The sequence below is a fragment of the Paenibacillus sp. UMB7766-LJ446 genome (genome assembly GCF_030226665.1).
GTDB classification, from domain to species: Bacteria; Bacillota; Bacilli; order Paenibacillales; family Paenibacillaceae; genus Paenibacillus; species Paenibacillus vandeheii.
In genome coordinates this window covers 96,017-122,128 of sequence record NZ_JASOYM010000009.1, presented here as the reverse complement: position 1 = coordinate 122,128, position 26,112 = coordinate 96,017, and the positions used below count along the sequence as shown (strand labels likewise).

Annotated in this window: 24 protein-coding genes; 17 read left to right on the top strand and 7 right to left on the bottom strand. The window is 46.8% G+C overall.

What is annotated here, in order from left to right; translation table 11 throughout:
* Positions 1-112: 112 nt before the first annotated feature.
* Positions 113-1,546, top strand: a complete 1,434-nt coding sequence (locus tag QP794_RS21520; RefSeq protein ID WP_483311939.1) for a glycoside hydrolase family 1 protein — start codon at positions 113-115, stop codon at positions 1,544-1,546.
* Positions 1,547-1,672: 126 nt separating this feature from the next.
* Here QP794_RS21520 and QP794_RS21515 read toward each other — a convergent pair whose 3' ends face one another.
* Complete coding sequence (locus tag QP794_RS21515) at positions 1,673-2,338, bottom strand: phosphatase PAP2 family protein (protein WP_285078926.1); 666 nt, start codon at positions 2,336-2,338, stop codon at positions 1,673-1,675.
* Positions 2,339-2,462: 124 nt separating this feature from the next.
* Here QP794_RS21515 and QP794_RS21510 point away from each other — a divergent pair, with 124 nt between their 5' ends.
* Positions 2,463-3,026: an undecaprenyl-diphosphatase gene (locus QP794_RS21510; protein ID WP_179132928.1), complete on the top strand. Its 564-nt coding sequence runs from the start codon at positions 2,463-2,465 to the stop codon at positions 3,024-3,026.
* On the opposite strand, the gene QP794_RS21505 is transcribed toward QP794_RS21510, so the two are convergent.
* The gene (locus QP794_RS21505; protein ID WP_285078804.1) at positions 2,992-4,407 is read right to left on the bottom strand and encodes a HAMP domain-containing sensor histidine kinase; all 1,416 of its coding nucleotides are present in this window, start codon (positions 4,405-4,407) and stop codon (positions 2,992-2,994) included. The genes QP794_RS21510 and QP794_RS21505 overlap by 35 nt on opposite strands.
* Positions 4,404-5,075: a response regulator transcription factor gene (locus tag QP794_RS21500; protein WP_079350620.1), complete on the bottom strand. Its 672-nt coding sequence runs from the start codon at positions 5,073-5,075 to the stop codon at positions 4,404-4,406. Before QP794_RS21500 ends, QP794_RS21505 begins: the two co-directional genes overlap by 4 nt.
* A 181-nt stretch (positions 5,076-5,256) precedes the next feature.
* Between QP794_RS21500 and QP794_RS21495 the strand changes: the two genes are divergently transcribed.
* Complete coding sequence (locus tag QP794_RS21495) at positions 5,257-6,123, top strand: MotE family protein (RefSeq protein ID WP_285078803.1); 867 nt, start codon at positions 5,257-5,259, stop codon at positions 6,121-6,123.
* A gap of 178 nt (positions 6,124-6,301) precedes the next feature.
* Here QP794_RS21495 and QP794_RS21490 read toward each other — a convergent pair whose 3' ends face one another.
* Together QP794_RS21490 and QP794_RS21485 are read right to left on the bottom strand one after the other, a co-directional pair.
* Entirely contained in the window at positions 6,302-7,087 is a 786-nt protein-coding gene (locus QP794_RS21490; RefSeq protein WP_285078802.1) for an AraC family transcriptional regulator, read from the bottom strand.
* 21 nt (positions 7,088-7,108) lie between these two features.
* Positions 7,109-7,690, bottom strand: a complete 582-nt coding sequence (locus QP794_RS21485) for a LysE family translocator (protein ID WP_024633150.1) — start codon at positions 7,688-7,690, stop codon at positions 7,109-7,111.
* A gap of 207 nt (positions 7,691-7,897) precedes the next feature.
* On the opposite strand from QP794_RS21485, the gene QP794_RS21480 reads away from it, so the two are divergent.
* From QP794_RS21480 to mmsB, 6 genes are all read left to right on the top strand, one after another.
* On the top strand, positions 7,898-8,905 hold the full coding sequence (locus QP794_RS21480) for a substrate-binding domain-containing protein (protein WP_285078801.1): 1,008 nt from the start codon (positions 7,898-7,900) through the stop codon (positions 8,903-8,905).
* Between the two features lie 49 nt (positions 8,906-8,954).
* Positions 8,955-10,850, top strand: coding sequence for a cache domain-containing sensor histidine kinase (locus QP794_RS21475; RefSeq protein ID WP_483311938.1), 1,896 nt, complete (start codon positions 8,955-8,957; stop codon positions 10,848-10,850).
* Positions 10,847-12,163: a response regulator transcription factor gene (locus tag QP794_RS21470; RefSeq protein WP_285078800.1), complete on the top strand. Its 1,317-nt coding sequence runs from the start codon at positions 10,847-10,849 to the stop codon at positions 12,161-12,163. The genes QP794_RS21475 and QP794_RS21470 overlap by 4 nt, the downstream gene beginning before the upstream one ends.
* A 294-nt stretch (positions 12,164-12,457) precedes the next feature.
* Complete coding sequence (gene chvE, locus QP794_RS21465; RefSeq protein ID WP_079350613.1) at positions 12,458-13,543, top strand: multiple monosaccharide ABC transporter substrate-binding protein; 1,086 nt, start codon at positions 12,458-12,460, stop codon at positions 13,541-13,543.
* A gap of 22 nt (positions 13,544-13,565) precedes the next feature.
* On the top strand, positions 13,566-15,116 hold the full coding sequence (gene mmsA / locus QP794_RS21460) for a multiple monosaccharide ABC transporter ATP-binding protein (protein WP_079350612.1): 1,551 nt from the start codon (positions 13,566-13,568) through the stop codon (positions 15,114-15,116).
* A complete protein-coding gene (gene mmsB / locus QP794_RS21455; RefSeq protein WP_024633156.1) occupies positions 15,100-16,263 on the top strand; it encodes a multiple monosaccharide ABC transporter permease in 1,164 nt (387 codons plus the stop codon). The genes mmsA and mmsB overlap by 17 nt, the downstream gene beginning before the upstream one ends.
* Positions 16,264-16,422: 159 nt before the next feature.
* Here mmsB and mgtE read toward each other — a convergent pair whose 3' ends face one another.
* Positions 16,423-17,793 carry a magnesium transporter gene (gene mgtE / locus QP794_RS21450; RefSeq protein ID WP_285078799.1) on the bottom strand — a complete coding sequence of 457 codons (1,371 nt, stop codon included), beginning with the start codon at positions 17,791-17,793 and terminating at the stop codon, positions 16,423-16,425.
* Between the two features lie 176 nt (positions 17,794-17,969).
* On the opposite strand from mgtE, the gene QP794_RS21445 reads away from it, so the two are divergent.
* From QP794_RS21445 to QP794_RS21415, 7 genes are all read left to right on the top strand, one after another.
* A complete protein-coding gene (locus QP794_RS21445; protein WP_285078798.1) occupies positions 17,970-18,674 on the top strand; it encodes a DNA alkylation repair protein in 705 nt (234 codons plus the stop codon).
* A 62-nt stretch (positions 18,675-18,736) separates the two neighbouring features.
* Positions 18,737-19,291, top strand: coding sequence for a methylated-DNA--[protein]-cysteine S-methyltransferase (locus tag QP794_RS21440; RefSeq protein WP_285078797.1), 555 nt, complete (start codon positions 18,737-18,739; stop codon positions 19,289-19,291).
* A gap of 405 nt (positions 19,292-19,696) precedes the next feature.
* Complete coding sequence (locus QP794_RS21435) at positions 19,697-20,398, top strand: DUF1361 domain-containing protein (RefSeq protein WP_350338889.1); 702 nt, start codon at positions 19,697-19,699, stop codon at positions 20,396-20,398.
* 102 nt (positions 20,399-20,500) lie between these two features.
* The gene (locus QP794_RS21430; RefSeq protein WP_285078796.1) at positions 20,501-21,721 is read left to right on the top strand and encodes an amidohydrolase family protein; all 1,221 of its coding nucleotides are present in this window, start codon (positions 20,501-20,503) and stop codon (positions 21,719-21,721) included.
* 221 nt (positions 21,722-21,942) lie between these two features.
* Positions 21,943-22,371, top strand: coding sequence for a GNAT family N-acetyltransferase (locus QP794_RS21425; RefSeq protein WP_285078795.1), 429 nt, complete (start codon positions 21,943-21,945; stop codon positions 22,369-22,371).
* A gap of 62 nt (positions 22,372-22,433) precedes the next feature.
* Positions 22,434-22,844: a DUF6157 family protein gene (locus QP794_RS21420; protein ID WP_285078794.1), complete on the top strand. Its 411-nt coding sequence runs from the start codon at positions 22,434-22,436 to the stop codon at positions 22,842-22,844.
* An 86-nt stretch (positions 22,845-22,930) separates the two neighbouring features.
* On the top strand, positions 22,931-23,392 hold the full coding sequence (locus QP794_RS21415) for a DUF6896 domain-containing protein (protein ID WP_285078793.1): 462 nt from the start codon (positions 22,931-22,933) through the stop codon (positions 23,390-23,392).
* An 86-nt stretch (positions 23,393-23,478) separates the two neighbouring features.
* Here the strand turns inward: QP794_RS21415 and QP794_RS21410 are convergent, their stop codons facing one another.
* The gene (locus QP794_RS21410; protein WP_285078792.1) at positions 23,479-24,381 is read right to left on the bottom strand and encodes an ArsR/SmtB family transcription factor; all 903 of its coding nucleotides are present in this window, start codon (positions 24,379-24,381) and stop codon (positions 23,479-23,481) included.
* Positions 24,382-24,558: 177 nt separating this feature from the next.
* On the opposite strand from QP794_RS21410, the gene QP794_RS21405 reads away from it, so the two are divergent.
* Positions 24,559-26,052 carry a glycoside hydrolase family 43 protein gene (locus QP794_RS21405; RefSeq protein WP_285078791.1) on the top strand — a complete coding sequence of 498 codons (1,494 nt, stop codon included), beginning with the start codon at positions 24,559-24,561 and terminating at the stop codon, positions 26,050-26,052.
* Positions 26,053-26,112 lie beyond the last annotated feature (60 nt).

The following is a 26,112-nucleotide window of genomic DNA, read 5'->3' as shown; positions in this document are numbered from 1 at the left end:
TCTGAATAATCGGTTATTTTCCATGCCGATATTATACCATGACAATAGGTGTCAGGGTATGGGTGGTACACTGAATGTACAGTGTTACGAAGATGATAAGGAGGAATGGATGATGTCGATGAAAGACGGATTTTTCTGGGGTGGCGCAACGGCTGCCAATCAGTTTGAAGGTGGATGGGACAAGGGTGGCAAAGGCCCAAGTACTTCCGATATGATGACAGGTGGAACGCACACGACACCGCGCCGGATTACACCAGTACTGGAAGAGGGAACCTATTATCCAAGCCACGAAGCGGTTGATTTTTATGGTCATTACCAAGAAGATATTGCCCTGATGGCCGAAATGGGTTTCAAAATGTTCCGCATGTCGATCAACTGGTCCCGCATCTACCCGAACGGTTATGATCTGGAGCCAAACGAAGAGGGATTGCAGTTCTATGACAACGTCTTTGCCGAGCTGAAAAAGTACAATATTGAGCCGCTTGTGACGATTTCCCACTACGAGACGCCGTTCGGTCTGACCGAGAAATATAACGGCTGGGCTTCCCGCGAAGTCATTGATTGTTATATCCGATATTGTACAACCCTCTTCAACCGATACAAGGATCAGGTGAAATACTGGCTGACCTTCAACGAGATCAACTGTTTGACGATGCCAATGGGGTCATATATGGCGGCAGGCATCCTGTTTGAAGGCAAAGAAACGCTGGTTGACGGCGTTGATGATCCACAGACCCGCTTCCAGGCACTGCATCACCAATTTGTAGCAAGTGCAAAAGCGGTGAAGCTGGGACATGAGATCAACCCTGATTTCCAAATCGGCTGTATGGTTGCTTTCATGACAACCTATCCGAACACATGTAATCCAGACGATATTTTGCTGGCACAGAAGAAGGATCAAATTTCCAACATGATCTGCGGGGATGTACAAGTTAGAGGAGCGTATCCCGGCTTCGCCAAACGCTTCTTTGCGGAACAGGGCATCCAGATCGAGATGCAGCTGGAAGACGAGCAAACACTGCGTGAAGGTTGCGTGGACTTCTACTCGTTCAGCTATTACATGTCGATGGTTGAAAGTGCTGATGATTCGTTGGAGAAAACAGAAGGAAACCTTCTTGGCGGCATCAAAAATCCGTATCTGGAGGCTTCTGATTGGGGCTGGCAGATCGATCCGAAAGGATTGCGTTACACCCTGAACCACCTGTATGACCGTTACCAGATTCCATTGATGGTCGTGGAGAACGGGCTGGGTGCAGTGGACGTGGTCGAGGAAGATGGCTCCATTCAGGATGACTATCGTATTGATTATTTGAAGGGTCACATTGAACAAATGAAAGAAGCCGTTGCCGATGGTGTAGATCTTATCGCTTATACGATGTGGGGATGTATCGATCTGGTTAGCGCATCCACGGGCGAGATGAAGAAGCGTTATGGCTTCATTCATGTGAACAAGGACAATGACGGTAATGGTGATCTGAGCAGAACACCGAAGAAGAGCTTCCATTGGTACAAAAAAGTCATTGAATCCAATGGCGAGGAGCTATAAGTTTTCACTTTAAAATGGATTTATGACTTGAAAGAACCTCACGGGTGCTGGGTGCACCCGTGAGGTTCTTTTTGCTTGATCCGCTTCTGGTATGGGGCAGATCATATGCATGAAAACAAAGAGAGTCTAAGCCAGGGGCTTAGACTGCAGTAGGGAGACTCGCTCCAGGTATCGCTGATAAAACCATATGCATACGGCAAGCCAGCATCCACTCATAAAGTATCCTCCCACCACGTCACTGGGATAGTGGACCCCCAGATAAATTCGGCTCATTCCAATCATTAATATAAACATTGCACTCACGATAATCATCAGTACACGGCCAACTGCGGTGGGGATATGCTTCCAAATCAAGAAGGCCAGTCCACCATACAGGCTGAATGCTGCCATGGAATGTCCGCTCGGAAAGCTGTAACCACTCACTTCAATAATCCGGTGAATGGTTGGTCGGGCGCGGTGAAACATAAGCTTCAGCAGGGTATTCAATATCGCTGAGCCTGCAATGACGCAGCCCAGAAACAGAAGTTCACGTCGGTGTTTCAAAAAGACATACAATACGACCATTGAAAGGATCGTAATGATAACAACAGGTATACCGCTGCCAATCCAGGTGAACAGCTCCATCCAGCGGGTCATGCCTTGTGATTCCATGCCCTGTATCCACGTTATCAGGGAATCGTCAAATCGGTGTATTTGATTATCACTAATAGACAGGGCAATGATTGAAAACACAGCAAGGCACAGTGCTGCGGAGAGTAGTGGGATGGAAATGTTCTTTTTCAAATTTTGCATCAATAGTTATGTTCCTCCAGGGTGTCTGTTTTCTTATCGTTTTCTAATTTCCCTTTTAAGCTGCTCCCAGAAAAGAGGGCTATGATCAAAAACAGGCTTTTTAAATTGGGAAAAGGGGATGCTTATGTCTTTCATATTATTCGATTACGAACTTTTTCACTGGGTTAACCAGCAAGCGGGTCAGCTCACATACTTGAATGGCATCATGATATTTTTAGCGCAGTTTTCACTTTTTATGTTCCCGGTGGGAATGATTGTGTATTGGATATCGAAGAGTCAAAGAAACCGCATGATGGTGCTTCAAGCCATTCTGGCAGCATGTTCCGGTACCGCCGTCAGTTTTATTACTGGTCACTTGCTATACAGAGATCGGCCATTTGTATCCCACTCGGTCATCCAATTAATCAGCCATACCGCAGATGCTTCCTTTCCAAGTGATCATGCGACGGTTGCCTTTGCATGTGCCACTGTCTTTTGGCTGGGTCACGTCAGATACCGATGGGGGTGGGTTCTCGTTGCCGCTTGTATTGCATTTGCCCGAGTATGGTCTGGAGTACACTACCCTTCGGATGTAATTGCAGGCGCACTCGTTGGTGTGGCAAGCGCTTGGGGAATTGGACGGATCTTTATCCATATCCCGTTTCGATTCAAATTTATTCAGGATGCACGTATACGGGAAGCAGAATAGTCACGGTGGTTCCTTCATCTTCCCGGCTATAGATGAATATCTTTCCGTTGTATCGTTTGATGAGACGTTCCGCGATGGAGAGTCCCAAGCCCGTACCGCCTTGCTCACGGGTACGGGCTTTATCCACACGGTAGAAGCGGTCAAAAACATACGGCAAATCTTCTACAGGAATACCCATGCCTTTATCAGATACCTGAATAGATACATCGTTGTCACGTCGCGTTCCACAGATCTGAATCTCTTTGGTCAGTGGTGAATATTTAACGGCGTTATCCACTAATATCCGCAGGACCTGCTCCAGATGTTGAGGAAGGATCTCCATTTCAATACCGGATAGGTGCTCCAGATCAATGTCAAAGGTAGCGTCCGGGTGTAGCTGCACCACGTTGGTGAGCGCATGCTGCACAGTCTGGCAAAGATCGACCGCAGCTTCTACTGTAATGTGACCGTACTCGGATTGGCTAAGCATTAACAGTTCATTCAGGATGTTTTTTAACCGTTTAAGTTCCTGGGCCGAGACATCAAGGGACTCATTCAAGATAGTCGGGTCATGCTTGCCCCAACGGTTTAACAGGGAAATATGCCCTTCAATGATGGCCACGGGTGTACGCAGCTCATGCGAAGCATCTTCGACAAACTGTTTTTGCTGCTGAAAAGAAAGCTCTAGTTCATCCATCAGGCGGTTGAACATCCGGGCAAGATTGGACAGTTCATCGTGTTGATCCGGCACATCAACCCGCTCATGAAGTCCTTTTTGCTGGATCTGGATCATCGTTGCATTCATAGTCATAATGGGCTTGACGAATTGGCGTGATAACAAAAATGCGCCCAGAAGGCTTAATCCCACAGCTGCAATCCCCCCGCCAAACATCACCAACACCAGCATATCGCTTAATTGATCCGTATTTTCGAGATTGTTCACGATTTCAATCGTCCCGCTGAAATGTGTGGTTATGAGGGGGGATCTCATGATTAGCAGGTGATCTTCGTAATGCCATGCAGTGATCAAAATGCGTTTTTGCACCCTTTGCGGCTCGACCCACTGTTTAGGAAGGCCGTTGGTTACTTCAAGCAGCGCATTACCGTTCTGATCTAGAATGCGGATCATCTGATTCTCCTGATTCAACTTGGTAATGAAAGAACGGTTAGATGCAATTTGCGCTGCGGATACTTCTTTCTCTTGGAGGTAACCTTCGATCTCATTCATGCTCTTCTCAATGTTTTGTTCTTCCTGAACCGTGAGCCATTCAATGATGACAAAGTATTGGACAATGTTATACACAATAAACAGTGTGCCCAGCAAGAGCGAGATCCAGATCGTGAGTTTCCAGCGAATAGAGCCACGGGTATGGGGGAGATATTTCCGAATCCAGCGCATCATTTCTGAATCCCGTAACCCAAACCTCGTATCGTCTGCACAAAGCTGGGGGAGCCTGGAGCATCGATTTTATTGCGCAAATAACTGATATACACATCGACCACATTGGTCTCCACATCAGCATCGTATCCCCACACAAGATCAAGCAGCACTTCCCGAGTCATGACACGACCAATATTTTGCATGAGGATGACAAGCAGATCGAATTCGCGTTTGGTTAATTCAACAATTTCTCCGTATTTTTGAAAAATTCGCGCCTCCAGGTCCAGCTGCAATCCTTGATATTCAAGCAAGGATTGCTTACTCTCCGCGTTGGAACGGCGGAATAAGGATCTCATCCGTGCCAGCAACTCTTCTATGGCAAAAGGCTTGGGAATATAATCATCGGCTCCGCTGTCGAGTCCCATGACCCGATCTATCACACCATCCCGTGCCGTAATCATGATGATGGGCGTTTGTTTGATATTACGTATTCTTCGGCACACCTCTACCCCGTTAATTCCCGGCAGCATGAGGTCAAGCAGGATCAGATCCCAATCCTTTTCGAGTGCTAGTTCTAATCCCTGTCTTCCATCGTAGGCTACACTGACCGTGTAGGTTTCATGCTGCAGTTCCAGTTCTATAAAGCGAGCCAGGTTTTTCTCATCTTCAATCAGTAATATGTTTTTCATTAGAAATCGATCCATTCCTTTAATTTGGAGAAGCTAGATTGAGCTTGTAGGTTAAGCTTACCAAGTCCAGTGTACAACATTCAAATTGGAAAAGATTAAAAAATGTAATCTGATTTTCTTATCAAATTTTAATGAAGAAGGTATAGACTGGGGATTACTTCAGAACGAGAGGGAAGTGATCATGATGAGCCAGTCGAATAGGGTCCAATCTATTCATGCAACAACATCTGCCAACACACCTAATAACAAAATCAAACCTGAGCCTGCCAAGAGTTCATCCAAAACTTCAACAAAGAAAAAATCATCGGGGATAAGGTGGTTTGTTGCCCTAATCTGTATTGGTGCTGCAGGGGCAGCATTATTTTTTCTGGTCCCTTCTGTCAAAAACACCGTATTGCATGCTGTGGAGAATGTGGCTGGAATTCAAGCCACACCGCCTGTTGCATCTGCCAATCCAGTCAAACAAGCGCAATCACCATCATCTACAGTATCGTCGCAAGCACAGCAAACCGTTCAGTCACAAACCACAACTTCAGCGATTCCGGCTGTACAGTCAACAAATCATATTGCTGCAGCCAAGGATATTGCCAAGACTTACGCCAATATGCCTCCAAGCAAAGCTGCTGCAGCACTGGCTCAATTGAGCGATCTGGAGATTGTGTATGCCATGACCGAGATGTCCACAGAACAGAGAGCGCTAATTTGGAGCAAAATGGACCCGGACCGGGTTGCCGACCTTTCGGTGCAAATGAAGCCTCGCAATTCGGCTACCGATCATGAGCTTGCCCTTATTCAGCGTCAAATCAAAAAGCAAAACAGCAACATAGCCAATCAATCGGTCAAGGAACTGGTACATACCTTCTCCAAGATGTCTTCCCCAAGTGCAGCCCGTCTTATCCAAAAATTGTTCCAGACGGATTCTGCCAAAACGATAGAGGTGTTGAAGAAAATGGACGTGAATACAAGAGCGAGTATTTTAACGGTGATGTCCGGTGACTCAGTCATGATGGATACAGCGAAACAGATTTCCCAGTCTTTTCTGAAATAACAAAACAACAGGACCACAACCCAAGCAATAGTTCGAAAAAGCATCCCATATCGGGCCTTTTGATTAGTATCGGAAATGTCCCGGAACACAAATAATGCCCTCTTGTTTCCTAATAGGAAGTAAGAGGGCTAAAAATATGCTCTTTCGTTTGTATGGAGCTTTATTAACCTGTTGGAAATCAATTCAATTCATTTAGTTGCAGCATATATTCATACGCCGTAATACCGAATACCCGTTTAAAGTGTCTGTTCAGATGAGTCAGATCGACAAATCCACATTCGGCTACAGCTGAGTAGATATCCTTATGTTTCTCGATGGATTGCCGTGCATGTTCTACCTTGCAGTTCAGGAAAAATTGGTAAGGGGATATGCCAGCATGTGATTTGAACTCACGAATGAACTGAAACTTGGACATGTTGAATTCAGCACATAGGTCATCCAATTTCAGCACATCTTCAATGCTGCAAAACATCATTTCCTTGGCTTTTCGGACCAGATTGTCCTGAGGCCGCCATAGCTTGGTTTCCATTTCCGATTGGGAGAGCAACTGCACTAGGTCAAAGAACAGTTCACTGCATTTCGCTTCATCCTGTCCGTTCTGAACAGCCTCGTTCAGCATCAGAATGCTTCGTTCGAGCTGAGGATCATAGACGATGGGAGTGGTAAACCGCAATTCCTTCTTCCCGAGAATCTCTTCGACCAAATCCGGCTTCAGGTAAAGCATCACATAGTCTATACCATCTTTGTCATAGGAGCTTCCATCGTGGGACTGTTCCCGGTTGAATAACATCACGCCGTTTTTGTGGGAGGCTTGATAATGACCGTCCAGATGGTATTGCTGAATACCACGCAGGGTTACTCCAACCGCATATTCCTCGTGACAATGCTTTTTATAGGCGAAATCCGTAAAGCTGGCGGATAGAGCCAGTACATCCTGTGATTTTTTATAGTTGAAACATTCCACGCGCTATGCACCTCCCATACCTTAAATGATTCCCGATACCATAATGGCTGAGTATAACAAAAAGAGGGCCATAAGGATACTCAGTACTTTTTGATGACGATTCAGCAGCGTTCTGAACATGGAGCCAAAGACGGCCCAACTAGAGTATGCCAGAAAACCGATGAGGGTGATGAGCAGCACGAATAGTGACGATGATAGCGAACTGTCGTAATAGGGCAGTACATAGCTGGGGATGACCGTAAACGTGAACAGAACCACTTTTGGATTCAAAAATTGCATGAGTAAACCGTTCCAAAATCCGGTAACTTGCTTCGTTGCTGTTTCGGTAGAACCCATTTTGTAGACCTGATACGCCAGATACACCATATATAGACCGCCAACAATCTGCATCACACGGAGAATGCCAGGCAAAATGCCAGCAAGAACATGATTGAGAAAAGCTGAAGCGGCAAGCAGCAGCCCGAATGCAAGTGTGGCTCCCCACACATATTTCATTGTTTTTTTAGCACCAACCTGTTGCGAAGAAGAAAGAATCACAATATTGCTGGGGCCTGGTGTGAAGGTAACGACAATGCAATAGATCAAAAATGAAGTAAAATTCATGGTGAACGCCTCTTTTCTGACTCGTCTTATTCCATGAATGATACGATGCGAAGGGATGATCTTATAGTACATTATTGCAGCAGTTAACATTAGAGCAGGAAAAAAATGATGAATTCGGAATAGGTAAAACGGTTTCCTTTTTATATGATTGCGTTTACAATTTAAGCAGAATGTTATAGCTGACAGACCACTTGAGGAAGTGAACGGATGAAAAAAATGCTGCTGGTCTATATTTTGTTAATCTCAGCGTTTGTGTTGTATGTGTTTCGGTTTGAATACGCCGGTCAGGTGAATGGTACCTGGGAAGACCGGGGGCTGCGTGGAGATATTGGCGAAACTTACATGATGATTACTTTCCAGTCCGGACTGGAATATTGGAAGAGTCCCCTGAAAGGCTTCGAAGATGCAGGGGATGCGCTTGGTGTAACCGTGGAATACCGAGGAGCTACCCGGTATGATGCGAAGGAACAGACGACGGTTATCGAGCAGGCCATTGCTCGCAAGCCAGCAGGAATGGCCATATCAGCCATCGACCCGCAATCGCTGATTCCGGTGATTAGCAAAGCAATGGACGCGGGCATACCTGTCGTGTTGTTCGATGCCGATGCACCAGGAAGTCAGGCCTATTCTTTTCTCGGGACGGACAATTACAAGGCAGGCGTAACGGCTGCTGACAAAATGGCTGAACTGATGGCTCGGGAAGGGGAAGTTGCAGTACTGACCCTTCCTGACCAGCAGAATCATGAAGAGCGAACAAAGGGGTTCCGCGATACGATTCAGCAGCGTTATCCTTTAATGAAAATTGTTGAAGTCGCCGATGGACATGGAGACGCAATGGTATCAAGAGACGAAACGATCAGGCTGCTGAAGGCTCATCCGAAGCTGGCTGGCATTTTCGTGACCGAAGCGACCGGAGGAGCAGGTGCGGGTGAAGCGGTACAGAATTTGAAGGGGGCTCGTTCGCTCGCACTTATATCCTTCGATACCAATAAAGCCACACTGGACATGATCAAGGGAGGCACGATTTCCGCAACCATCGCACAGGGAACCTGGAACATGGGATATTGGTCACTTCAATATTTGTTCCATCTGCATCACCAGTTGACGGTACCCGCTCCATCCTCTCTGGATGAGAATGCACCACTTCCGGTCACGGTGGATACCGGAATTTCCGTGGTGACCCGAACGAATGTGGATGATTATTATGCCAAATAACGCTGATCCACAGGAGAATTTCCGGGGCAGGGAAGCAAGACGCATTCGAATGATGGGGAGACTGCAACGTTTGCGTTTGCGCAATATGCCGCTGCGTTATCAGTTAATGCTGCTGTTTTTACTATTTGCCATCGTGCCTTCCGTAGGACTGGGCGTGCTGGTGAACTGGACCGTGGAACGGATTGTAGAGCGGCAGGTTGAGGGGCATACGATGCAGCTCATTGGCAAAGTGAATGAAGCGCTCGACAGCAAGATGGAGAACCTGCAAAACATGACGTATCTGATTGCGTTTGATCGGAACGTGGATGCTTTTATGCAAGGAAAAACGGCATCGGATAAAGATACACGCACAGATTCATCGAGCCAGGAAGGAAATTCGGAAGCGGAACAAGATCAGCTGTATGGGATCAAGCAAACCTTGCAGGGTTTTACGACGCTTTATCCGGAGATCGCCGGAATCGTTCTCGTCAATGGAAGCGGTGACTATATCAGCAATGAGATGTACCCCCGATCGAAGCAGAGCCTCACCCAGGAAAACTGGTATGTGAAGGCTTCTCAAAATCCAGGCATTTTTACGGTGCTGGGGCAGCCGCTGGATCGGAATATAACCACACATGTGAGGTACAAGGATAATGAGATTGTATCTGTTGCGCGTTCCATAACGGATGAAGCATCGGGACGTATACTTGGCGTTGTTATGATTGATCTCAAGCTTCGGTCTGTCTCTCAGGCTGCCAGAAATGTAACCCTGGGTAAATCAGGTTATGTGATGGTAACCGATGAGGAAGGGAGGAGCGTATATATGCCTGAACACCCTTTGGTAGAACAGATTCCGGCGGAATGGTTCCAATCCGGCGACAGCGGAACGTTCAATGCTGAGGCGGGTGGAAAGGAGCTTTTATTCATGTACCAGTCCTCTACGTTTACGGGCTGGAGAACGGTGGGTGTATTTCCTGCACGGGAATCGATCACGGAAGTGCGGCAGATCCAGTTTTATGTGGTCAGCTTTGTGTTCGTGGTATGTTTGTTCGGTCTGAGCGCCTCCTCTTGGTTCTCGCGTTCCATCGCGCAGCCCATCTTTCGGCTGATGTCTTATATGCGCAGGGCGGAGACGGGAAATCTCAGGGCGGGCCGCTGGAGCGACAGGGCGGATGAAATTGGCATGCTAGGCAGAAGTTTTAACCGGATGCTTGCACAGATCCGTCAGCTCATCTCCCTGAATGAATTAAAGGAACGGCAGAAGCGTGAGGCTGAAATGCGCAGCTTGCAAGAGCATATCAAACCCCATTTTCTATACAATACACTGGATACAATTCATTGGATGGCCCGTAAGGAAGGAGCGGACGATGTATCGAACATGGTTGGCGCTCTTTCCAGACTGTTTCGCATCGGACTCAGCAAAGGGGATGATTTCATTCCTCTGCATTCCGAGCTTGAGCACATAACCAGTTATCTGCAAATTCAACAGACCCGGTACCGTGACCGACTGCAATACGAGCTAATCGTTCCGGACGATCTGCGTGATTTGTTCGTACTCAAGCTGCTGCTTCAGCCCCTTGTTGAAAATGCGATTTATCATGGCATCAAGGGAAGACGAGGGCCAGGCAAGATTCGGGTGGAGGCCAAAACAGAGCAGGGAAGACTGCTGCTGCGGATTCAGGACGATGGAGCGGGCATGTCGAGTGAGCGGCTTGCAGAGATGGAAGGGCTGTTGGCAGCACCCTTGGAAAGTCTTGAAACGGCATCCTTGTCCGGAAAGGCTGGCAAAAGCTACGGCATGTTGAACGTACAGGCACGTATACAGTTGGTTTATGGTATCGAATATGGCATTGTGCTGGACAGCAGGGAAGGTGTGGGTACCTGTGTGCAGGTCATTCTTCCGCTGTTGAGAGAGCTTCCGGCAGGACAGTCATTTGATAGGGAAAGGGGGCAGGAGAGCGAATGAAGAAATTCATATCAACGACAACAAACACCGCAGAGGATAAAAGGTCGGCTCCGTTAACTGCGACGGAGGACAGGCTTGCGGAGAAGCTTTACCAGGTACTGATTGCCGATGACGAGCCGATCATTCGTGAGGGCATTCGGGATTCAATCGACTGGGTGGCCCTGGGCATGGAGGTTGCCGGAGAAGCAGAGGATGGGGAGGAAGCGCTGGAACTGGCTGCCAGCCTGAATGTGGATATCGTACTGGTTGATATGAATATGCCTTTTCTGAACGGAATCGAGCTGATTCGTCGTCTTCAGGACGATTGCCCGAATTGCCGCTGTCTCATCATATCCGGACATGATGAATTTGCTTATGCCCAAGAAGCCGTTCGGCTTGGGGTAGAGGATTATATATTGAAGCCTGTTCAGGCAGAACAGCTGTATGCTGCCCTTGCGCGACTGCGCCAGCATATGGATGAAGAACATATGCGAACCACGTATGTGCAACAGGCTGCCGACCAGATTGAACGGAATATCCCGCTGCTACGCCAGCGTTTTTGCCTGGATTGGCTGGAAGGTTCAGTCAGGGGGACGGAGTTGACGGGACAACTCGCGTTTTTGCGTCTGCCACCTGCGCCGCCTGTACAGATTGGAATCGTCCGCTGGCCTGCTGCAGAAGCACGTCAGACGGTGATGCATGAGAGTGACCGCCAATTGTTTCTTTTTGCAGCAGAAAATATTGTTGACGAATTGCTGGGACAGCTTCCACATGTCCTGTTCAGGGAAGTGAATGGATTGATTGGCATATGTCTATGGCAGAAGGCGCCGGAAGGGATTGAGTCCACAATGGAGCAGAAAATCAGTTCTTGCCTGAATATCGCTGTTCATGCCTATATGGAGCAACACGCAGGGACGTTGGAGGAGGCGCCGGACACATATCGACGATGCCGTGAGAAAGTATTTGGAGAAGCCCGGTTGTCTCCGCTGGTTCGCCGGGCACGTCAGCTCATTCAAGAGAATTATGCGGATCGGGAGCTGACATTGGAATCGCTCGCTGTCCGTCTGAATGTATCTGCGGTCTATTTGGGCCGGGTGCTCAAGAAAGAACTGAACGATTCCTTTGTTACTCTGGTTACACACGCCCGCATCCGCAAGGCGGTACAACTGCTCGACGCTACAGCATGGTCTATCCACGACATTGCAGAGCAGGTAGGGTACGATACGCAGCATTATTTCAGCACCGCATTCAAAAAAACGATGGGCATGTCGCCTGTACAATATCGCAAAAGCGGGGGAACAGGCAGCAGCAACGATACAGCTAATCAATCTTAGGAAAAGACAGAGAGATACAATTGGATCAAGAGGATATGTCCTACTTCCATGAAGGAGGACTATCCTTTTTTTGTTTACAGATGTCTTACAAACCAGGTTAGCTGGGAGCTTTAATTGAGCGTATTCAAAAGTTGAAATTTTATAAAAAAAGTTCAAATGCAGCAAAGACCATACTGTTCCCGAATGCTACGATGGGTTCAGACAGGATTTACAGCTTGGATGTACCCGACATATTGTAAGCGTTATCTTATAATTCGTTCAAGTCTGTATGATTTGAGGAAAGGGGAACTTCATATGAAAAAAGGAGCACTGTTCATCTGGCTTCTGGTGATGACTTTGGTCCTCTCTGCCTGCAATCTGGCCGAGAGTGAGACAGGCAGCAAGGCCAAAGGGTATGTCGGCATTTCAATGCCAACCAAATCCTCCGAACGTTGGGTAGGGGACGGGGAAAACATGGTCCGCCTGTTCCAGGAACAGGGGTACAAGACTGATTTACAGTACGCTGAGGACGTCGTCGAAAATCAAATCTCTCAGATTGAGAACATGATTACCAAGGGTGTGGATGTCATGGTGGTTGCTTCCGTGGACGGCAATACACTGACGGACGTGATCAAGAAGGCGCATGATCAGGGCATACAGATCATTTCGTACGATCGCCTGATTCGCAACACCCCTTACTTAACGTATTACGCCACGTTCGACAATTTCAAGGTGGGTGTGCTTCAAGCCTCTTACATTGAGCAGAAACTTGGGCTTAAAGAAGGCAAGGGACCTTACAACATTGAGCTATTTGGGGGATCACCAGATGACAATAACGCATATTTCTTCTTTGACGGCGCTATGTCTGTCCTGAAGCCATACATGGATTCCGGCAAGCTGGTCGTGCGAAGCAAGCAGATGACGATGGCCCAGATTGCGACGCTGCGTTGGGACGGCGCTTTGGCCCAATCACGAATGGATAATCTGCTCAGTGCCTATTACTCGGGAGACAATCTGGATGCGGTGTTATCCCCGTATGATGGGATCAGTATCGGGATCATCTCATCGTTAAAAGGCGTGGGATATGGTAAAGCGAACAAGCCGCTGCCGGTGATCACGGGTCAGGATGCCGAGCTGGCATCAATCAAATCGATTGTGGCGGGGGAACAGACCCAGACTGTATTCAAGGATACCCGCAAGCTGGCGGAACAGACGGTAGAGATGGCCAACAGCATTTTGCAAGGGAAACCGGCAGAAGTGAATGATGATAAATCATATAACAACGGAATTAAGATCATACCGGCTTATCTGCTTGATCCCATTTCAGTGGACCGAACCAATGTGGAGAAGGATATTGTGGGCAGTCAATATTACACCAAAGAAGAAATTGGACTGAAATAACCGAGTGAAAGGAGCGGGTCCCATGGCCGGAATTATTCTGGAGATGAAAGGAATCACCAAAACCTTCCCTGGCGTCAAAGCGCTGGAAAACGTCAATCTCAAGGTCAGAGAAGGCGAAATTCATTCGCTATGCGGTGAAAACGGTGCAGGCAAATCGACGCTGATGAAGGTGCTGAGCGGTGTATATCCGCATGGAACATACGACGGGGACATTTTGTTTGAGGGAAAGACATGTGAATTCAGGGACATTAAGCAGAGCGAGGAACTGGGAATTGTCATTATCCATCAGGAGTTGGCTCTTATTCCCTACCTCTCCATTGCAGAAAACATCTATCTGGGCAACGAACGTGCCAGCAAGGGCATCATTGACTGGAAGGAAACGTATGTGGGTACCCGGGAATTGCTGGGCAAGGTAGGGCTGACCGAAAATCCGAATACGCTTGTATCCAATATCGGTGTAGGCAAGCAGCAGCTAGTCGAAATAGCGAAAGCGCTCTCCAAAAAGGTGCGGCTGCTCATTCTGGATGAGCCCACCGCTGCCTTGAATGAGGATGACAGCGAGAATCTGCTTCAATTAATGCTGGAATTCAAGAAGCAGGGCATTGCCTGTATCCTGATTTCTCACAAGCTGAATGAGGTGTCGAAGGTGTCGGATTCAGTAACCATTTTACGGGACGGCAAGACGATTGAGACGCTGGATATGAGGAAGGACAACGTAACTGAAGACCGGATCATTAGTGGAATGGTAGGCCGTGATCTCACCAGCCGTTATCCGGAGCGCCATGCGAACATCGGTGAAGTCATCCTGGAGGTGAAGGACTGGACGGTCTATCACGAGCATCATGCTGATCGCAAGGTGCTGAATCAGGTCAACATGAACATCAGACGAGGAGAGATCGTAGGCATTGCCGGTCTGATGGGGGCGGGACGCACAGAGCTGGCCATGAGTATTTTTGGCAAATCCTATGGACGCAACATCACGGGACAGCTCATCAAAGATGGCAAACCCATTCAGAACAACAGCGTTACAGAAGCCATTCAGAATGGCTTTGCCTACGTGACAGAGGATCGCAAGGAGTATGGCCTCATTTTAATGGATGATATCAAGCGCAATATTTCGCTGACGGGTCTTAACAAGCTGACTCGAGGCGTCGTAGTAAACGAGCGTGAAGAAGTAGTTGTTGCCGAAGAGATGAAAAAAAGCATGAATATCAAAGCGCCGAGCATTTTGCAGAAAACCGGCAATCTTAGCGGCGGTAACCAGCAGAAGGTAGTGCTCAGCAAATGGATATTTGCCGGGCCGGATATTCTTATTTTGGATGAACCAACGCGCGGCATCGATGTCGGCGCCAAATTCGAAATCTATACGATTATTCATCGGCTTGCCGCAGAAGGCAAGGGTGTCCTGGTGATTTCGTCCGAACTGCCGGAGGTACTGGGCCTGTGCGACCGAATCTACGTGATGAATGCCGGGCGAATTACGGGGGAGGTCAACCGGGAAGAGGCGTCGCAGGAAACGTTGATGAGATATATGACCAAGTCAGGAGGCGGGAAGCATGGAAATGTTAACTAGACTGTTCAAAAACAATATACGCCAGTATGGCATGATTATCGCGCTGGTCGTAATTATGCTGTTGTTCGAGGTGTTGACGGGCGGGCTGCTGCTCAAGCCGATCAACATTACCAATCTGATTTTGCAAAACAGCTACATTCTGGTACTGGCCATTGGGATGGTGCTGGTCATTATTACCGGACATATCGATCTGTCGGTAGGTTCAATCGCCGCCTTTGTCGGGGCGGTTGCCGCGATTATGATGGTTGATTGGCAGCTTCCGGCCTGGCTGGCGGTCATTGCCTCACTCGTGGTTGGGGCATTAATCGGGGCGTGGCAGGGTTTCTGGATCGCGTACGTGCGAATTCCGGCATTTATTGTGACCCTGGCGGGCATGCTGCTCTTCCGCGGTTTGACGATGATTGTGCTGGAAGGTCAGTCCATCTCACCTTTTCCGGGCGGATTCCAGAAAATTAGCTCAGGCTTCCTGCCGGATATCCAATTTTCAGGCCTCAGTCTTGTTTCCATCATCGTCGGTCTTGTGCTCACGGTCTGGTATATTGTGAATGAATTGCGCGAACGACGTTCCCAGCGAAAATACGGTTTTGAGGTGGTGTCTCAGGGGCTGTTCCTACTCAAGCTGGTGGTGGTGGCTGCGGTTACGAATCTGTTTACGTTTATGCTGGCGAGCTACGCAGGCATTCCGAATATTCTGATTCTGCTGTTTGTACTGATCATCGTTTACTCCTTTGTCATGAATCGTACTGTCATGGGTCGTCATGTTTACGCGCTCGGAGGCAATGAGAAGGCTGCAGGCTTATCCGGGGTCAAAACGAAAAAAGTGACGTTCTGGGTATTCGTCAACATGGGCGTGATGGCCGCCATTTCCGGACTGATCTTTGCGGCCCGGTTGAATGCAGCGACGCCAAGAGCCGGTACCAACTTCGAGCTGGATGCCATTGCAGCCTGCTTTATTGGCGGCGCTTCCGCTTCTGGCGGCATCGGAACGGTATTTGGCGCCATTATCGGCGGGCTGGTCATGGGGGTCCTGAATAACGGAATGTCCCTCATTGGTCTGGGTATTGACTGGCAGCAAGGGATCAAGGGATTGGTACTTCTGCTGGCGGTGGCGTTTGACATTTATAACAAAAACAAAAGATCGGCATAAGCCGGTGTTGTAATGCTGGATAGAGGCAGAGTTCTCCGTAATACATCCTTTGGATGCATCGGAAGGCTAGATGAAAAGGATACTTTGAAACAACAAATGAAAAAGCAGAAACAGACCATCATCCGCAGGATTAGGTCTGTTTTCTGTTTTTTTCGATATTCACATCAAGGCATCCAGAAAACGGGTAGCGATGCCGAAATAGATAAACAACGACAAAATATCATTCAGTGTTGTAATTAATGGACCGGAGGCGACCGCAGGGTCTACTTTGAAACGACTGAGCAGAAGGGGAATGCAAGTGCCGGTCAGTGTTCCGATGACGAGAGTGAAGAAGAGCGATACGCCGATAATCGCTCCAAGCAGCCAGTCACCTTGCCAGAAATAGGCGATGACCGTAATCATCAAGCCGCATATAAGTCCAATCATTAGGCCTACCTTAATCTCCCGGCCAATCAGCGCGAGCACTGTGGCCTTGTCCAGCTTGCGTCCAATCAGTCCACGCACAACGACAGCGAGGGATTGTGTCCCCGTATTCCCCGTCATGCCGGCTATCATGGGCATGAAGAACGCCAGGGCCACAACCTGATTCAGTGTGTCCTCGAAAAAATCCACAATGCTTCCCGAGATCAGTCCGATGAATAACAGTAAAATCAGCCAAGGAAGGCGACGTCTGACAGCAACCAGCGGTTTGGTATCAAAATCGATGTCTTTGCTGCCGCCACCCATTTTGGCGATGTCTTCACTGGCCTCGTCCATAATAATATCAATGACATCATCCATTTGGATCACGCCGCATAATCTGTGATTCTCATCCACGACAGGCAGAGCCATAAACTCATAACGCTGCAACAGCTGTGCAGCTTCTTCCTGGTCCATATCGACGGTTGCATGGATGACACGCCGCGTCATCAGCTCTTCCACTTTGGTCTTATCATCTGCCTCAGCAAGGGATTGATAACTCACGACTCCGACCAGTTTGCTTTCAACATCCGTGACATACAGGTAACTGGTCGCTGGAATGAGCAGCGATGCCTGCGATTCTCTTAGTGCTTCTTTTGCTGTTTCATGTGATAACAGGGTGCGGTAACGATCGGTCATGATTCGCCCTGCCGTCTCCGGTGGATAGTTCAACACGGCGCGGATAATCGAAGAGTGATCCAGGTTCATCGTAGACAAGAGTTCTTCCCTGCGTTTGAGAGGTAGATCATGCATGAAGCGAATCAGATCACTTTTGTCCATCTGCTGCATGACTTCAAGGGTGCGTTCCGGGCCTAATTGTTCGAATAGATGTACCTGTTCTTGAAGCGTGAGCGCTTCTGCCATATCGGCGAGAACGTCAGGCTTGAATAAAAGCAAGAAGCGTTTCGTCTCTTGTTCAGGGAACTTTTTATATATGAGAGAAAGGTCGTATGGATGCAGCTCTTTGGCCCATTTATAAAATTCGGTCAGGTTTTGGGTTTGCACAAATTGCACAAGGAGCTCCGTAATCTCTTCAACCGAAAAATCTTTTTTGTGATGGGATGGGTTCATATGCAGTCTCCTTTCTAGATGGGTTCAACTCCGTATTCTTAAACGAAATGGGATGGAAGTTAAACAGCGACCACGGGAAATGGATATTGTAATCTTGCTAATGCATTCGATATGGGCTTACAAATGAAAGCTGCCGGGATATACTTGATGTAGAAAACCCGATGAGGAGGAGACATGTGGAAACGGTTGTAAGAACACAATTGTTATCTCTGGTCGAACCGGAATATCAGAAATTCTCGGCTGCGCTCATTCCGAATATCACGAATCTGTTAGGTGTGAGACTCCCTGAAATACGCAAGATGGCGAAACAAATTGTCAAAGAGGACTGGCGAGCCTATCTAAAAACCGCTGATGATGATTATTTTGAAGAAGTCATGCTGCAAGCGATGGTCATCGGTCATGCTCAAGCAGATATTGAAGAATTGCTGCAACATATCGCCTGGTTTGTCCCCAAAATAGATAACTGGTCCGTATGCGACAGCTTCTGCGGTGGATTGAAATATACGAAGGCACATCTGGATCAGGTGTGGCAATTCTTGCAGCCCTATTTGGTATCCAATCAGGAGTATGACATTCGCTTCGGTGTTGTGATGCTGTTGAACTTTTATATGGAAGAAAAATATATCAGCGAAGTTCTTATCTCATTAGATCGCATTCGTCATGATGGTTATTATGTGAAAATGGCAGTGGCCTGGGCCATCTCCATCGCTTATGTGAAACAGCCCGAAGCCACGCTGCGTTATTTGCAGGACAATACCTTGGACGACTTTACGTATAATAAGGCTCTTCAGAAAATAACGGAGTCCTATCGTGTTGATTCGGAGACCAAACAGATCATCCGCAGTATGAAACGAAAATCGAAGAAACCGGTTCGTGTGTAGTATGTGTGCATAACGTGAAAAGAAATCAGATATAAACCTACGAGGGAAAGGACGATAGACGTATGAGAAAGAGCATCATGTGGACAAAAATGGAACTGGACGGTCGTCCGTGGGTATTGCTTGGCACCGAAAAAGGGTTATGCCGGGTTATTATGCCCAATGAAACCCTGGAGGATTGGGGCAGCTGGATTGGTCGAATTGCACCTGGCGCGGAGCTCGAAGAGAATGAAGCAGCGTTGAAGCAGACAGGTATGATGGATTGGCTGCAATCCTATTTTGCCGGAGATAGAGTAGCCTTTACCGATGAAATACCGCTTGATCTGATCGGAACAACATTCCAACAGCAGGTATGGACCGAACTGGGTCGTGTTCCTTATGGTGAGACAAGAACCTATGGCGACATTGCTGCTGCGGTGGGAAGACCTTCTGCGGTGCGAGCTGTTGGGGCCGCCAATGGAGCCAACCCCATTCCGGTACTGCTGCCGTGTCACCGCATCATCGGTGCCAACCGCAAGCTGACCGGTTTTCGCGGAGGACTGGAAATGAAGCGAAGACTGCTGGACATTGAACAGATTGAAGGCGTGACCGATGGCGGGCATGCGCGTTTTAATTTTTGATTAATTATATGAAAACGAAGCGGTAGACTCCTGCGGCCAAGGCTTCGCTCAATTCTAAATATGTACAGGCACTCTCTAGTGCCTGTTTTTGCATTCTCTATTGATAGAAGAATGGAGGATAAACGGAAATATCGCGGAGGTTGGTCTTTTCCTTCTGGGTCACGGCGCTAACGAATCTCCTACACCTTATTGTGAGGAATAACGTGACATGTAAAACCTAATGAACATCAGCAGCCTTAATACAGTGAGAACCTGATTATAAATTTTACGCATATACCACATTTTGGGTTATGATGTACGTGGATTACTAGGAAGGCGTATTGACGGTTCTTTTATAAAATCGATGATCAGTTGATTGGGACTGCTCAGGCATACCAACAAGGAAAGGGAAATCGAAGCGGAGAAATGAACAATAATAAAAATACAATATATTTAAAAATGAGTAGTGTTTTAATCGTTGCTACCATAGGTTGTCTACTTGTTGCTCTATACTTGCGTACCAAAACAAACACGAACATGTATCAATTTTTAACGTGGGACATATTCTTGGCATGGGTTCCATTCATCATTTCATCTACGATTCGTTATGTATGCCATAAAAAACTTACAAGAATGAGTATCGCATTGGTTGGAGTGATGTGTACAGGCTGGCTGTTCTTTCTACCGAATTCAGCATATCTTTTCACAGAAATTCTGCATGCATTCAGATACTTTGATCCTCAAGGGGAAGCTAAGTTTTGGGTTAATATTGATTTTTGGTATAGTCTCACCCTGACGTTTGTCGTAGCTATACTAGGTTTAGTTCTGTCCATTTGTTCGATACATCAAATCCATGGATTATTAAATAGACGGCTAAGCCAATTTAGCTGCATGGTCGTTGTAGGTGTTACTTTACTCCTGAGCAGTTTAGGGGTGTACATCGGCAGATTTAATCGGTGGAATAGTTGGGATGTCCTGAAGCAGCCTGGCCTCATTTTGAAGGATATCATGACTGACTTAAGTGCAGGCAACAGCATTCTGGTTGAATTTGTGGCTATGGTATTTGTGATTCAAATTTTTGGATATATTACACTTCGTATGCTAATGGGGAAGTCCAATAATATCTAAACGATAATCGTATGGGTTACCAACGTTTTAACTATTTTTGCTGAATGAAGTCCTATGGTACCATTGACCACATAGACCGAGTGGAAAGAGGGAGTGACCAGGTTGAAGCAGAAATATTGGTTAACCAACGTAGCATTGGAGCAAGATTATGTAATGGAAGACGGGCAGGTAACTGGCACCCGAACAAACCTTGGTCATCTGCGGATTGAAGATGGAGTCATTGCAGCTATTATGGATGGGGATTCGGAATTAACAAGCGAGTTGCCGCAGGTTGATGGTAAAGGACTTCTGCTGCTGCCTTCGTTCGAGGAAGCCCATATTCATTTGGATAAAACGTATTACGATGCACCATGGAAAGCGGTTCGACGCATCTCCAGCATTTTCGAACGTATCGAAGAAGAGAAAATATTGCTGCCCAAGCTGTTACCCGATGCGAAGCGTCAAGCGGAAAGTATTCTGACCTTGATTCAGGGGTATGGGTCCACCCATGTGCGCACTCATTGCAATATTGAGCCGGTCAGCGGGTTAAAACGGCTGGAAGCGACGAAGCAGGCATTGGAAACATTTTCGGGCAAAATCTCCTCTGAAATCGTCGCTTTTCCGCAGCATGGGCTGCTCCGCTCTAAATCGGTAGAACTGATGCGTCAAGCCATGGCAGAAGGGGCCACTCATGTAGGTGGACTTGATCCTCACACTGTGGACGAGCATATCGAGAAATCACTAAATGTAATGGTCGAACTGGCTGTTCAGTATCAGGCAGGCATCGATATTCATTTGCATGATGCGGGAGAACCGGGTAAACAAACGTTGCTGCAATTGGCTGATCTGACCGAAGAAGCAGGACTTCAGGGTAAAGTTACCGTAAGCCATGCGTTCTGGTTTGCTCATGCGGAGCAGCAGGACGCGGAAGACATGGCCAAGCGAATGGCCTCCCTTGGTATGAGCGTGGCTTCGACCGTGCCTATCGGTAAAATGATGATGCCCCTTCCGATGCTCCATCAACATGGGGTGAACGTGAAGCTGGCGACAGACAGTTTGACGGATCATTGGTCTCCTTTTGGTAATGGAGATCAACTGGAAAAAGCGGGCCGTTTCGCCGAACTGTACGGATATAGCGATGAACGGTCCTTGTCTCAATCGCTTGCATTTGTAACAAATGGCATCACCCCACTGGATTCAGAGGGGCAACAGGTATGGCCGAAGGTAGGGGACACGGCTAGTTTTGTACTGGTAGAAGCCAGCTGCTCGGCAGAGGCGGTTGCCAGAAGGTCTGCGCGTCAAGCGGTATGGTTTGAAGGGAATCTGGTAAGTGGGTCGGTATAGGATAGAACATAATGGAATGATGGACCACGGGAAACCGTGGTTTTTTGTTCTGGGTCTGTAAGGAAAGAGCACTAATCAGCAGGTGAGAAAAGAGGAAGGAACTGTTCGCATATACCACTTTTTGGGTTATGATGGACGTAGTCAGCATTTGAGCGTGAGTTGGTTCGAGGACAATGGTAATAGCATATTAAGTTACGATTTAAGTTGAGGAGTGGTACCTGATGATCAGAGAGGCCGAAGCCAAAGATGTCGAGGTAATTGAAAGGCTATACAATGAATTATTACCGAACAACCTGAATACGAAGGTACTGGCTGAGCGGATTGAAGAAGTAAGGAATAATCCCAACAGCTTCTTATTTGTTTACGAAGTTGGTAATCAGGTGATCGGGACTGCGCATTTACATATTTGTCTGGATGCATTGGTGGAGAATAGACCGTTTGGCGTAGTTGAGCGGGTTATCATTACGGAGCATGTGCAGAGCAAGGGATATGGATCTGACCTTATGAAGTATATAGAAAATGTATGCATACAGAAAAATTGTATAAAGGTATTTCTCACCAGTGGTTCATCCAGATACGAGGCACATGGCTTTTATACGAAGTTAGGGTACCATGGGGAATCCAGCAAGGCTTTTAAGAAATATTTATAAAACAGCTCAAGCTTAATTGTATATTCGTGTCAATATTTTAATGAAGATGGGAGGATATATAGATGAAAGACATGAACTATTATGAAACTTTTATTGCAGTAGCAGAAGATTGTCCTGTTAAAGTGGCAGAGATCCCCAAAGCCAAAAATGGCGGCAAAACCGTTCCAGTTCTACAGTATGAAATGATTGCAAACCATCCTTATCAATACACACAAGAGGATGTTATGTTTGAAGTATTCGCGCAGCGCAATGATATTCCAGACGAACAAAGATCTATAGAGAGAACCAAGTTTTTCTCCAAGGGACAACCCTGTCTTCGCACTTCTTCGTTGGGTAAACGTTATGGTTGGGGCCTTCATCATAATTCACAAGGAAAAGTGGCGATCTACGCTGTTGAATCGGAAGAATATAAAGACTTTTTAAATGATAGTAGTTTAAAACATGTAAAGGCGATGCGTTCGAGCCGTCAATAGCTCTATCATTTAACTTTCAATGCCTAGAAGTGATATGGCTATATTGAAGGGATTTCAAGACAACCGTTACAGGCAGGAGGTAAGAAATGCACGCTTTAACCAAAGAAACAACAGATACATTATTGGAAGCGATGGACACGTACAAAAGAATTGCACAAGAACTGATCGACAAATTGATCTCGGAAACCAGCCAGGCTGAGAAATCAGAGATCATCGATGGAGCCTACTACTTGCTTTCCAATGAGGAAGTCTTGAACGGTGAAGACCATCTGAGTGGTAAATGGCATTTTGATGTTCATGGAGAGCATTGCATGTTCGAGAATGCAGTAACAGGGCAAACGTTGGAGGTTTCTCTCGGCAGTAAAGATGATGTGGGAAACATGGACCCTTATTTTTTTTATAACTTTTTGAAATCCACTACAAACTATGAACACCTGATTACGTATTTTGAAAATCCCTTTGGGGATATGTTGGATTTTTTTGAAAAGTTGGCAGCACAGAACGTGCTAATTCATGTTCATGGGGTCGAGTATAGAAAGCGTCTTTAACTACGTTAAGCAGTATCCCGTTCATTCAAATGGGGTATATATTTTGAAGCGAAGAACGGGCTTATTCTTTAATACATAAAGAAAGATTAGCGTTGTACGCGTATGACAATATCCTGGTCATGATTGCCGAACCCGGAACCATAGAGTGTTAATCCACCGACGTTAGCCCCCTCCTCGTCAACCGTGAAACGAAGTGTCCAGAACGGTTCCTCCAGTTTGATATCCTCGATCGTCACGTCTGACATTCGTTCTCCATCCATATACGTACCCGAGTCATCAACACGAATCGTCTTTAATAATCCATATTGATTCACATTTCGGTGCCACCATGTTGGCGTATATTTGCCACGAGCAGCTCGTCCGAAATCAGCGGGACTTGTCCAGGTTCCAAGCGAAATTCCGTTAAACGTAAATAAGATATCCGATGGCCAATGATCTCGTAAACCCGGAGCCTCAGAAGCTATTTCCACTGAAATTTCAATGGTACTGGCAGTCTCATCAGGAAGCATATAGTTAGGCGTTTTGTATTCGACATACCCCCTTCCAAACCAGAGGATGGCAGCGTGAACCAGCTCAGGATCGAGAAAGTAGCGTGGGTCGTCCCAAACACCGATTTCTTTCTCATGCGTTCCAAGACCGCAGGTAGGATGGACTTCAAATGCAGTATAGTGACCCACTGAAATTGTCTGCTCTCTAATCCTTGCTGTCCGGTTGGCGGATGGAAGCTCAATTTCGATGTTGTTTTGTTTGAGGAAACATAATTTGTGCGTGCCTCCATTCAGGCGTATCCTGCGGCTATCGATCAGTCCAGCTTGCTCAAGCTTCCGTATGTGCATCGTGACGATGGAGGGGCTAAGTTCTAACGCAGCGGCAATGTCCTTTACATTCATTTCGCTATCTGCAATCAAATCCATGATTCTCCATCTAACCTCGCTTGCCAGTGCTTCATATAACGGTATGAATTTTGCTTCTCCGTTCGCTTTGATCATCTTGAACAATCTCCTAACCGGATCTATTGAAATCATATATATATTCATTTAATAAAATTAACTTGATCCTTCAACTCTAACGCATTGAAAGTATGTTTGCGATAGTGTTTAATTTTTTTATCTGCTTATGAAGCTGGATTCTTAAATATGTGAATTATAGAAAATGGGGTGGCTCAAATGAAATACAATAATCCGGTCATTAAAGGATTCTATCCAGATCCGAGCATCTGCAAGGTGGATGACACTTATTATCTAGTGTGCAGTTCATTCCAGTATTTTCCGGGTGTCCCGCTTTTTGAAAGCAAGGATTTATTGAATTGGACCCAAATCGGTCATTGTTTAACTCGAAAAAGCCAGATTCATCTGGAGACGGTGAGCAGCTCAGGTGGCGTCTTTGCCCCTACAATACGATACAACAACGGACGATTCTATATGACCACGACCAATGATACCACGCGTCAGAATTTCTACATATGGACTGATGATATATACGGCGAGTGGTCAGAACCAATTATTGTGGATCAAGGGGGAATCGATCCGGATTTGTATTTTGAAGACGATAAGGCATTCTTTATGAGCAATGGGACTGACGATGAAGGAATTGGGGGGATCGTTCAGTGTGAGATTGACATTGAAACAGGTGGCAAAAAGACCCCCAGTCGTTCAGTATGGCAAGGATCAGGCGGACGTTATCTGGAAAGCCCACATTTGTATAAAATCAATGGATACTATTACCTCATGGCATCTGAAGGCGGAACTGAATACGGTCATATGGTCACATATGCTCGTGGAAATTCTCCTTCCGGTCCTTTCGAGCCCTATACCAAGAATCCTGTTCTGACCAACCGTAATCTGGGCGGTTATGAACTACAAGGGGTTGGACATGGCGACCTGATTCAAGACGAGGAAGGCAGTTGGTGGATCTTCCATTTGGGATTCCGTCAGAGTGGGCAATGGCTTACGTATCATCATCTCGGACGAGAAGTATTCCTTACGCCAGTTACCTTTGACGAGGAAGGCTGGTTTACGGCAGGACATAAAGGTACGACGCTTATGAGTTTTGAAACCGATCGTATTTCTGACAAAGTCATTCAACAAGAGAAGAAAAGCTATACATTTGAGAACACAGATTGGAATCTGGACTGGTGTTATCTTCGTCATCCCAATACAGAAAATTATTTGTTAGAGCAAGGCAACATAAAGTTAAAAGGAACCGAAGTGACACTGGATGTTCCAGCATCCCCGACATTTATTGGCTTACGTCAAAAAGACTTTGACGTGACCATCTCTGTTGATGTTAGTCTTACGAACGGAGAGGCAGGCATCACCATCTACATGGATGAACAGCACCATTATGACTTGGCCATTCGTAAAGAAGAGCAGGGTGGGTATAAGGTGATTGAGCGTCTGAATATTGGGGATATCAAATCAGTAGAAAATGAAGTGGAACTGGGAAGTGATCATCATGCCACATTGGTTATACAGGCAAGTCATGAACGTTACAGCTTCCTTATTCATGCAGATGGCAAGGACATCCTCTTAGGTACAGCTCAGACGAAATACCTTTCCTCGGAAGTTGCTGGAGGATTTACAGGGGTGCTCATTGGTCTGTACGCGAGTGGTGCAGGTTCTGTAGCTGAGTTTTCTAAATTTAAGTGCGATTATCTTTGAAAATGTAAGGGGAGGGACTTTTGTTCCTTCTCTTTTTTTGTGAATTCTCGTGATTTCTCA

What these genes read in the sequence shown, in the direction of transcription:
- QP794_RS21520 (WP_483311939.1), top strand. Translation starts at nt 113, where the DNA reads ATGTCGATGAAAGACGGATTTTTCTGGGGTGGCGCAACGGCTGCCAAT.
- QP794_RS21515 (WP_285078926.1), bottom strand. Translation starts at nt 2,338, where the DNA reads ATGCAAAATTTGAAAAAGAACATTTCCATCCCACTACTCTCCGCAGCA.
- QP794_RS21510 (WP_179132928.1), top strand. Translation starts at nt 2,463, where the DNA reads ATGTCTTTCATATTATTCGATTACGAACTTTTTCACTGGGTTAACCAG.
- QP794_RS21505 (WP_285078804.1), bottom strand. Translation starts at nt 4,407, where the DNA reads ATGATGCGCTGGATTCGGAAATATCTCCCCCATACCCGTGGCTCTATT.
- QP794_RS21500 (WP_079350620.1), bottom strand. Translation starts at nt 5,075, where the DNA reads ATGAAAAACATATTACTGATTGAAGATGAGAAAAACCTGGCTCGCTTT.
- QP794_RS21495 (WP_285078803.1), top strand. Translation starts at nt 5,257, where the DNA reads ATGATGAGCCAGTCGAATAGGGTCCAATCTATTCATGCAACAACATCT.
- QP794_RS21485 (WP_024633150.1), bottom strand. Translation starts at nt 7,690, where the DNA reads ATGAATTTTACTTCATTTTTGATCTATTGCATTGTCGTTACCTTCACA.
- QP794_RS21480 (WP_285078801.1), top strand. Translation starts at nt 7,898, where the DNA reads ATGAAAAAAATGCTGCTGGTCTATATTTTGTTAATCTCAGCGTTTGTG.
- QP794_RS21475 (WP_483311938.1), top strand. Translation starts at nt 8,955, where the DNA reads ATGATGGGGAGACTGCAACGTTTGCGTTTGCGCAATATGCCGCTGCGT.
- QP794_RS21470 (WP_285078800.1), top strand. Translation starts at nt 10,847, where the DNA reads ATGAAGAAATTCATATCAACGACAACAAACACCGCAGAGGATAAAAGG.
- chvE (WP_079350613.1), top strand. Translation starts at nt 12,458, where the DNA reads ATGAAAAAAGGAGCACTGTTCATCTGGCTTCTGGTGATGACTTTGGTC.
- mmsA (WP_079350612.1), top strand. Translation starts at nt 13,566, where the DNA reads ATGGCCGGAATTATTCTGGAGATGAAAGGAATCACCAAAACCTTCCCT.
- mmsB (WP_024633156.1), top strand. Translation starts at nt 15,100, where the DNA reads ATGGAAATGTTAACTAGACTGTTCAAAAACAATATACGCCAGTATGGC.
- mgtE (WP_285078799.1), bottom strand. Translation starts at nt 17,793, where the DNA reads ATGAACCCATCCCATCACAAAAAAGATTTTTCGGTTGAAGAGATTACG.
- QP794_RS21440 (WP_285078797.1), top strand. Translation starts at nt 18,737, where the DNA reads ATGAGAAAGAGCATCATGTGGACAAAAATGGAACTGGACGGTCGTCCG.
- QP794_RS21435 (WP_350338889.1), top strand. Translation starts at nt 19,697, where the DNA reads ATGAACAATAATAAAAATACAATATATTTAAAAATGAGTAGTGTTTTA.
- QP794_RS21425 (WP_285078795.1), top strand. Translation starts at nt 21,943, where the DNA reads ATGATCAGAGAGGCCGAAGCCAAAGATGTCGAGGTAATTGAAAGGCTA.
- QP794_RS21420 (WP_285078794.1), top strand. Translation starts at nt 22,434, where the DNA reads ATGAAAGACATGAACTATTATGAAACTTTTATTGCAGTAGCAGAAGAT.
- QP794_RS21415 (WP_285078793.1), top strand. Translation starts at nt 22,931, where the DNA reads ATGCACGCTTTAACCAAAGAAACAACAGATACATTATTGGAAGCGATG.
- QP794_RS21410 (WP_285078792.1), bottom strand. Translation starts at nt 24,381, where the DNA reads ATGATCAAAGCGAACGGAGAAGCAAAATTCATACCGTTATATGAAGCA.
- QP794_RS21405 (WP_285078791.1), top strand. Translation starts at nt 24,559, where the DNA reads ATGAAATACAATAATCCGGTCATTAAAGGATTCTATCCAGATCCGAGC.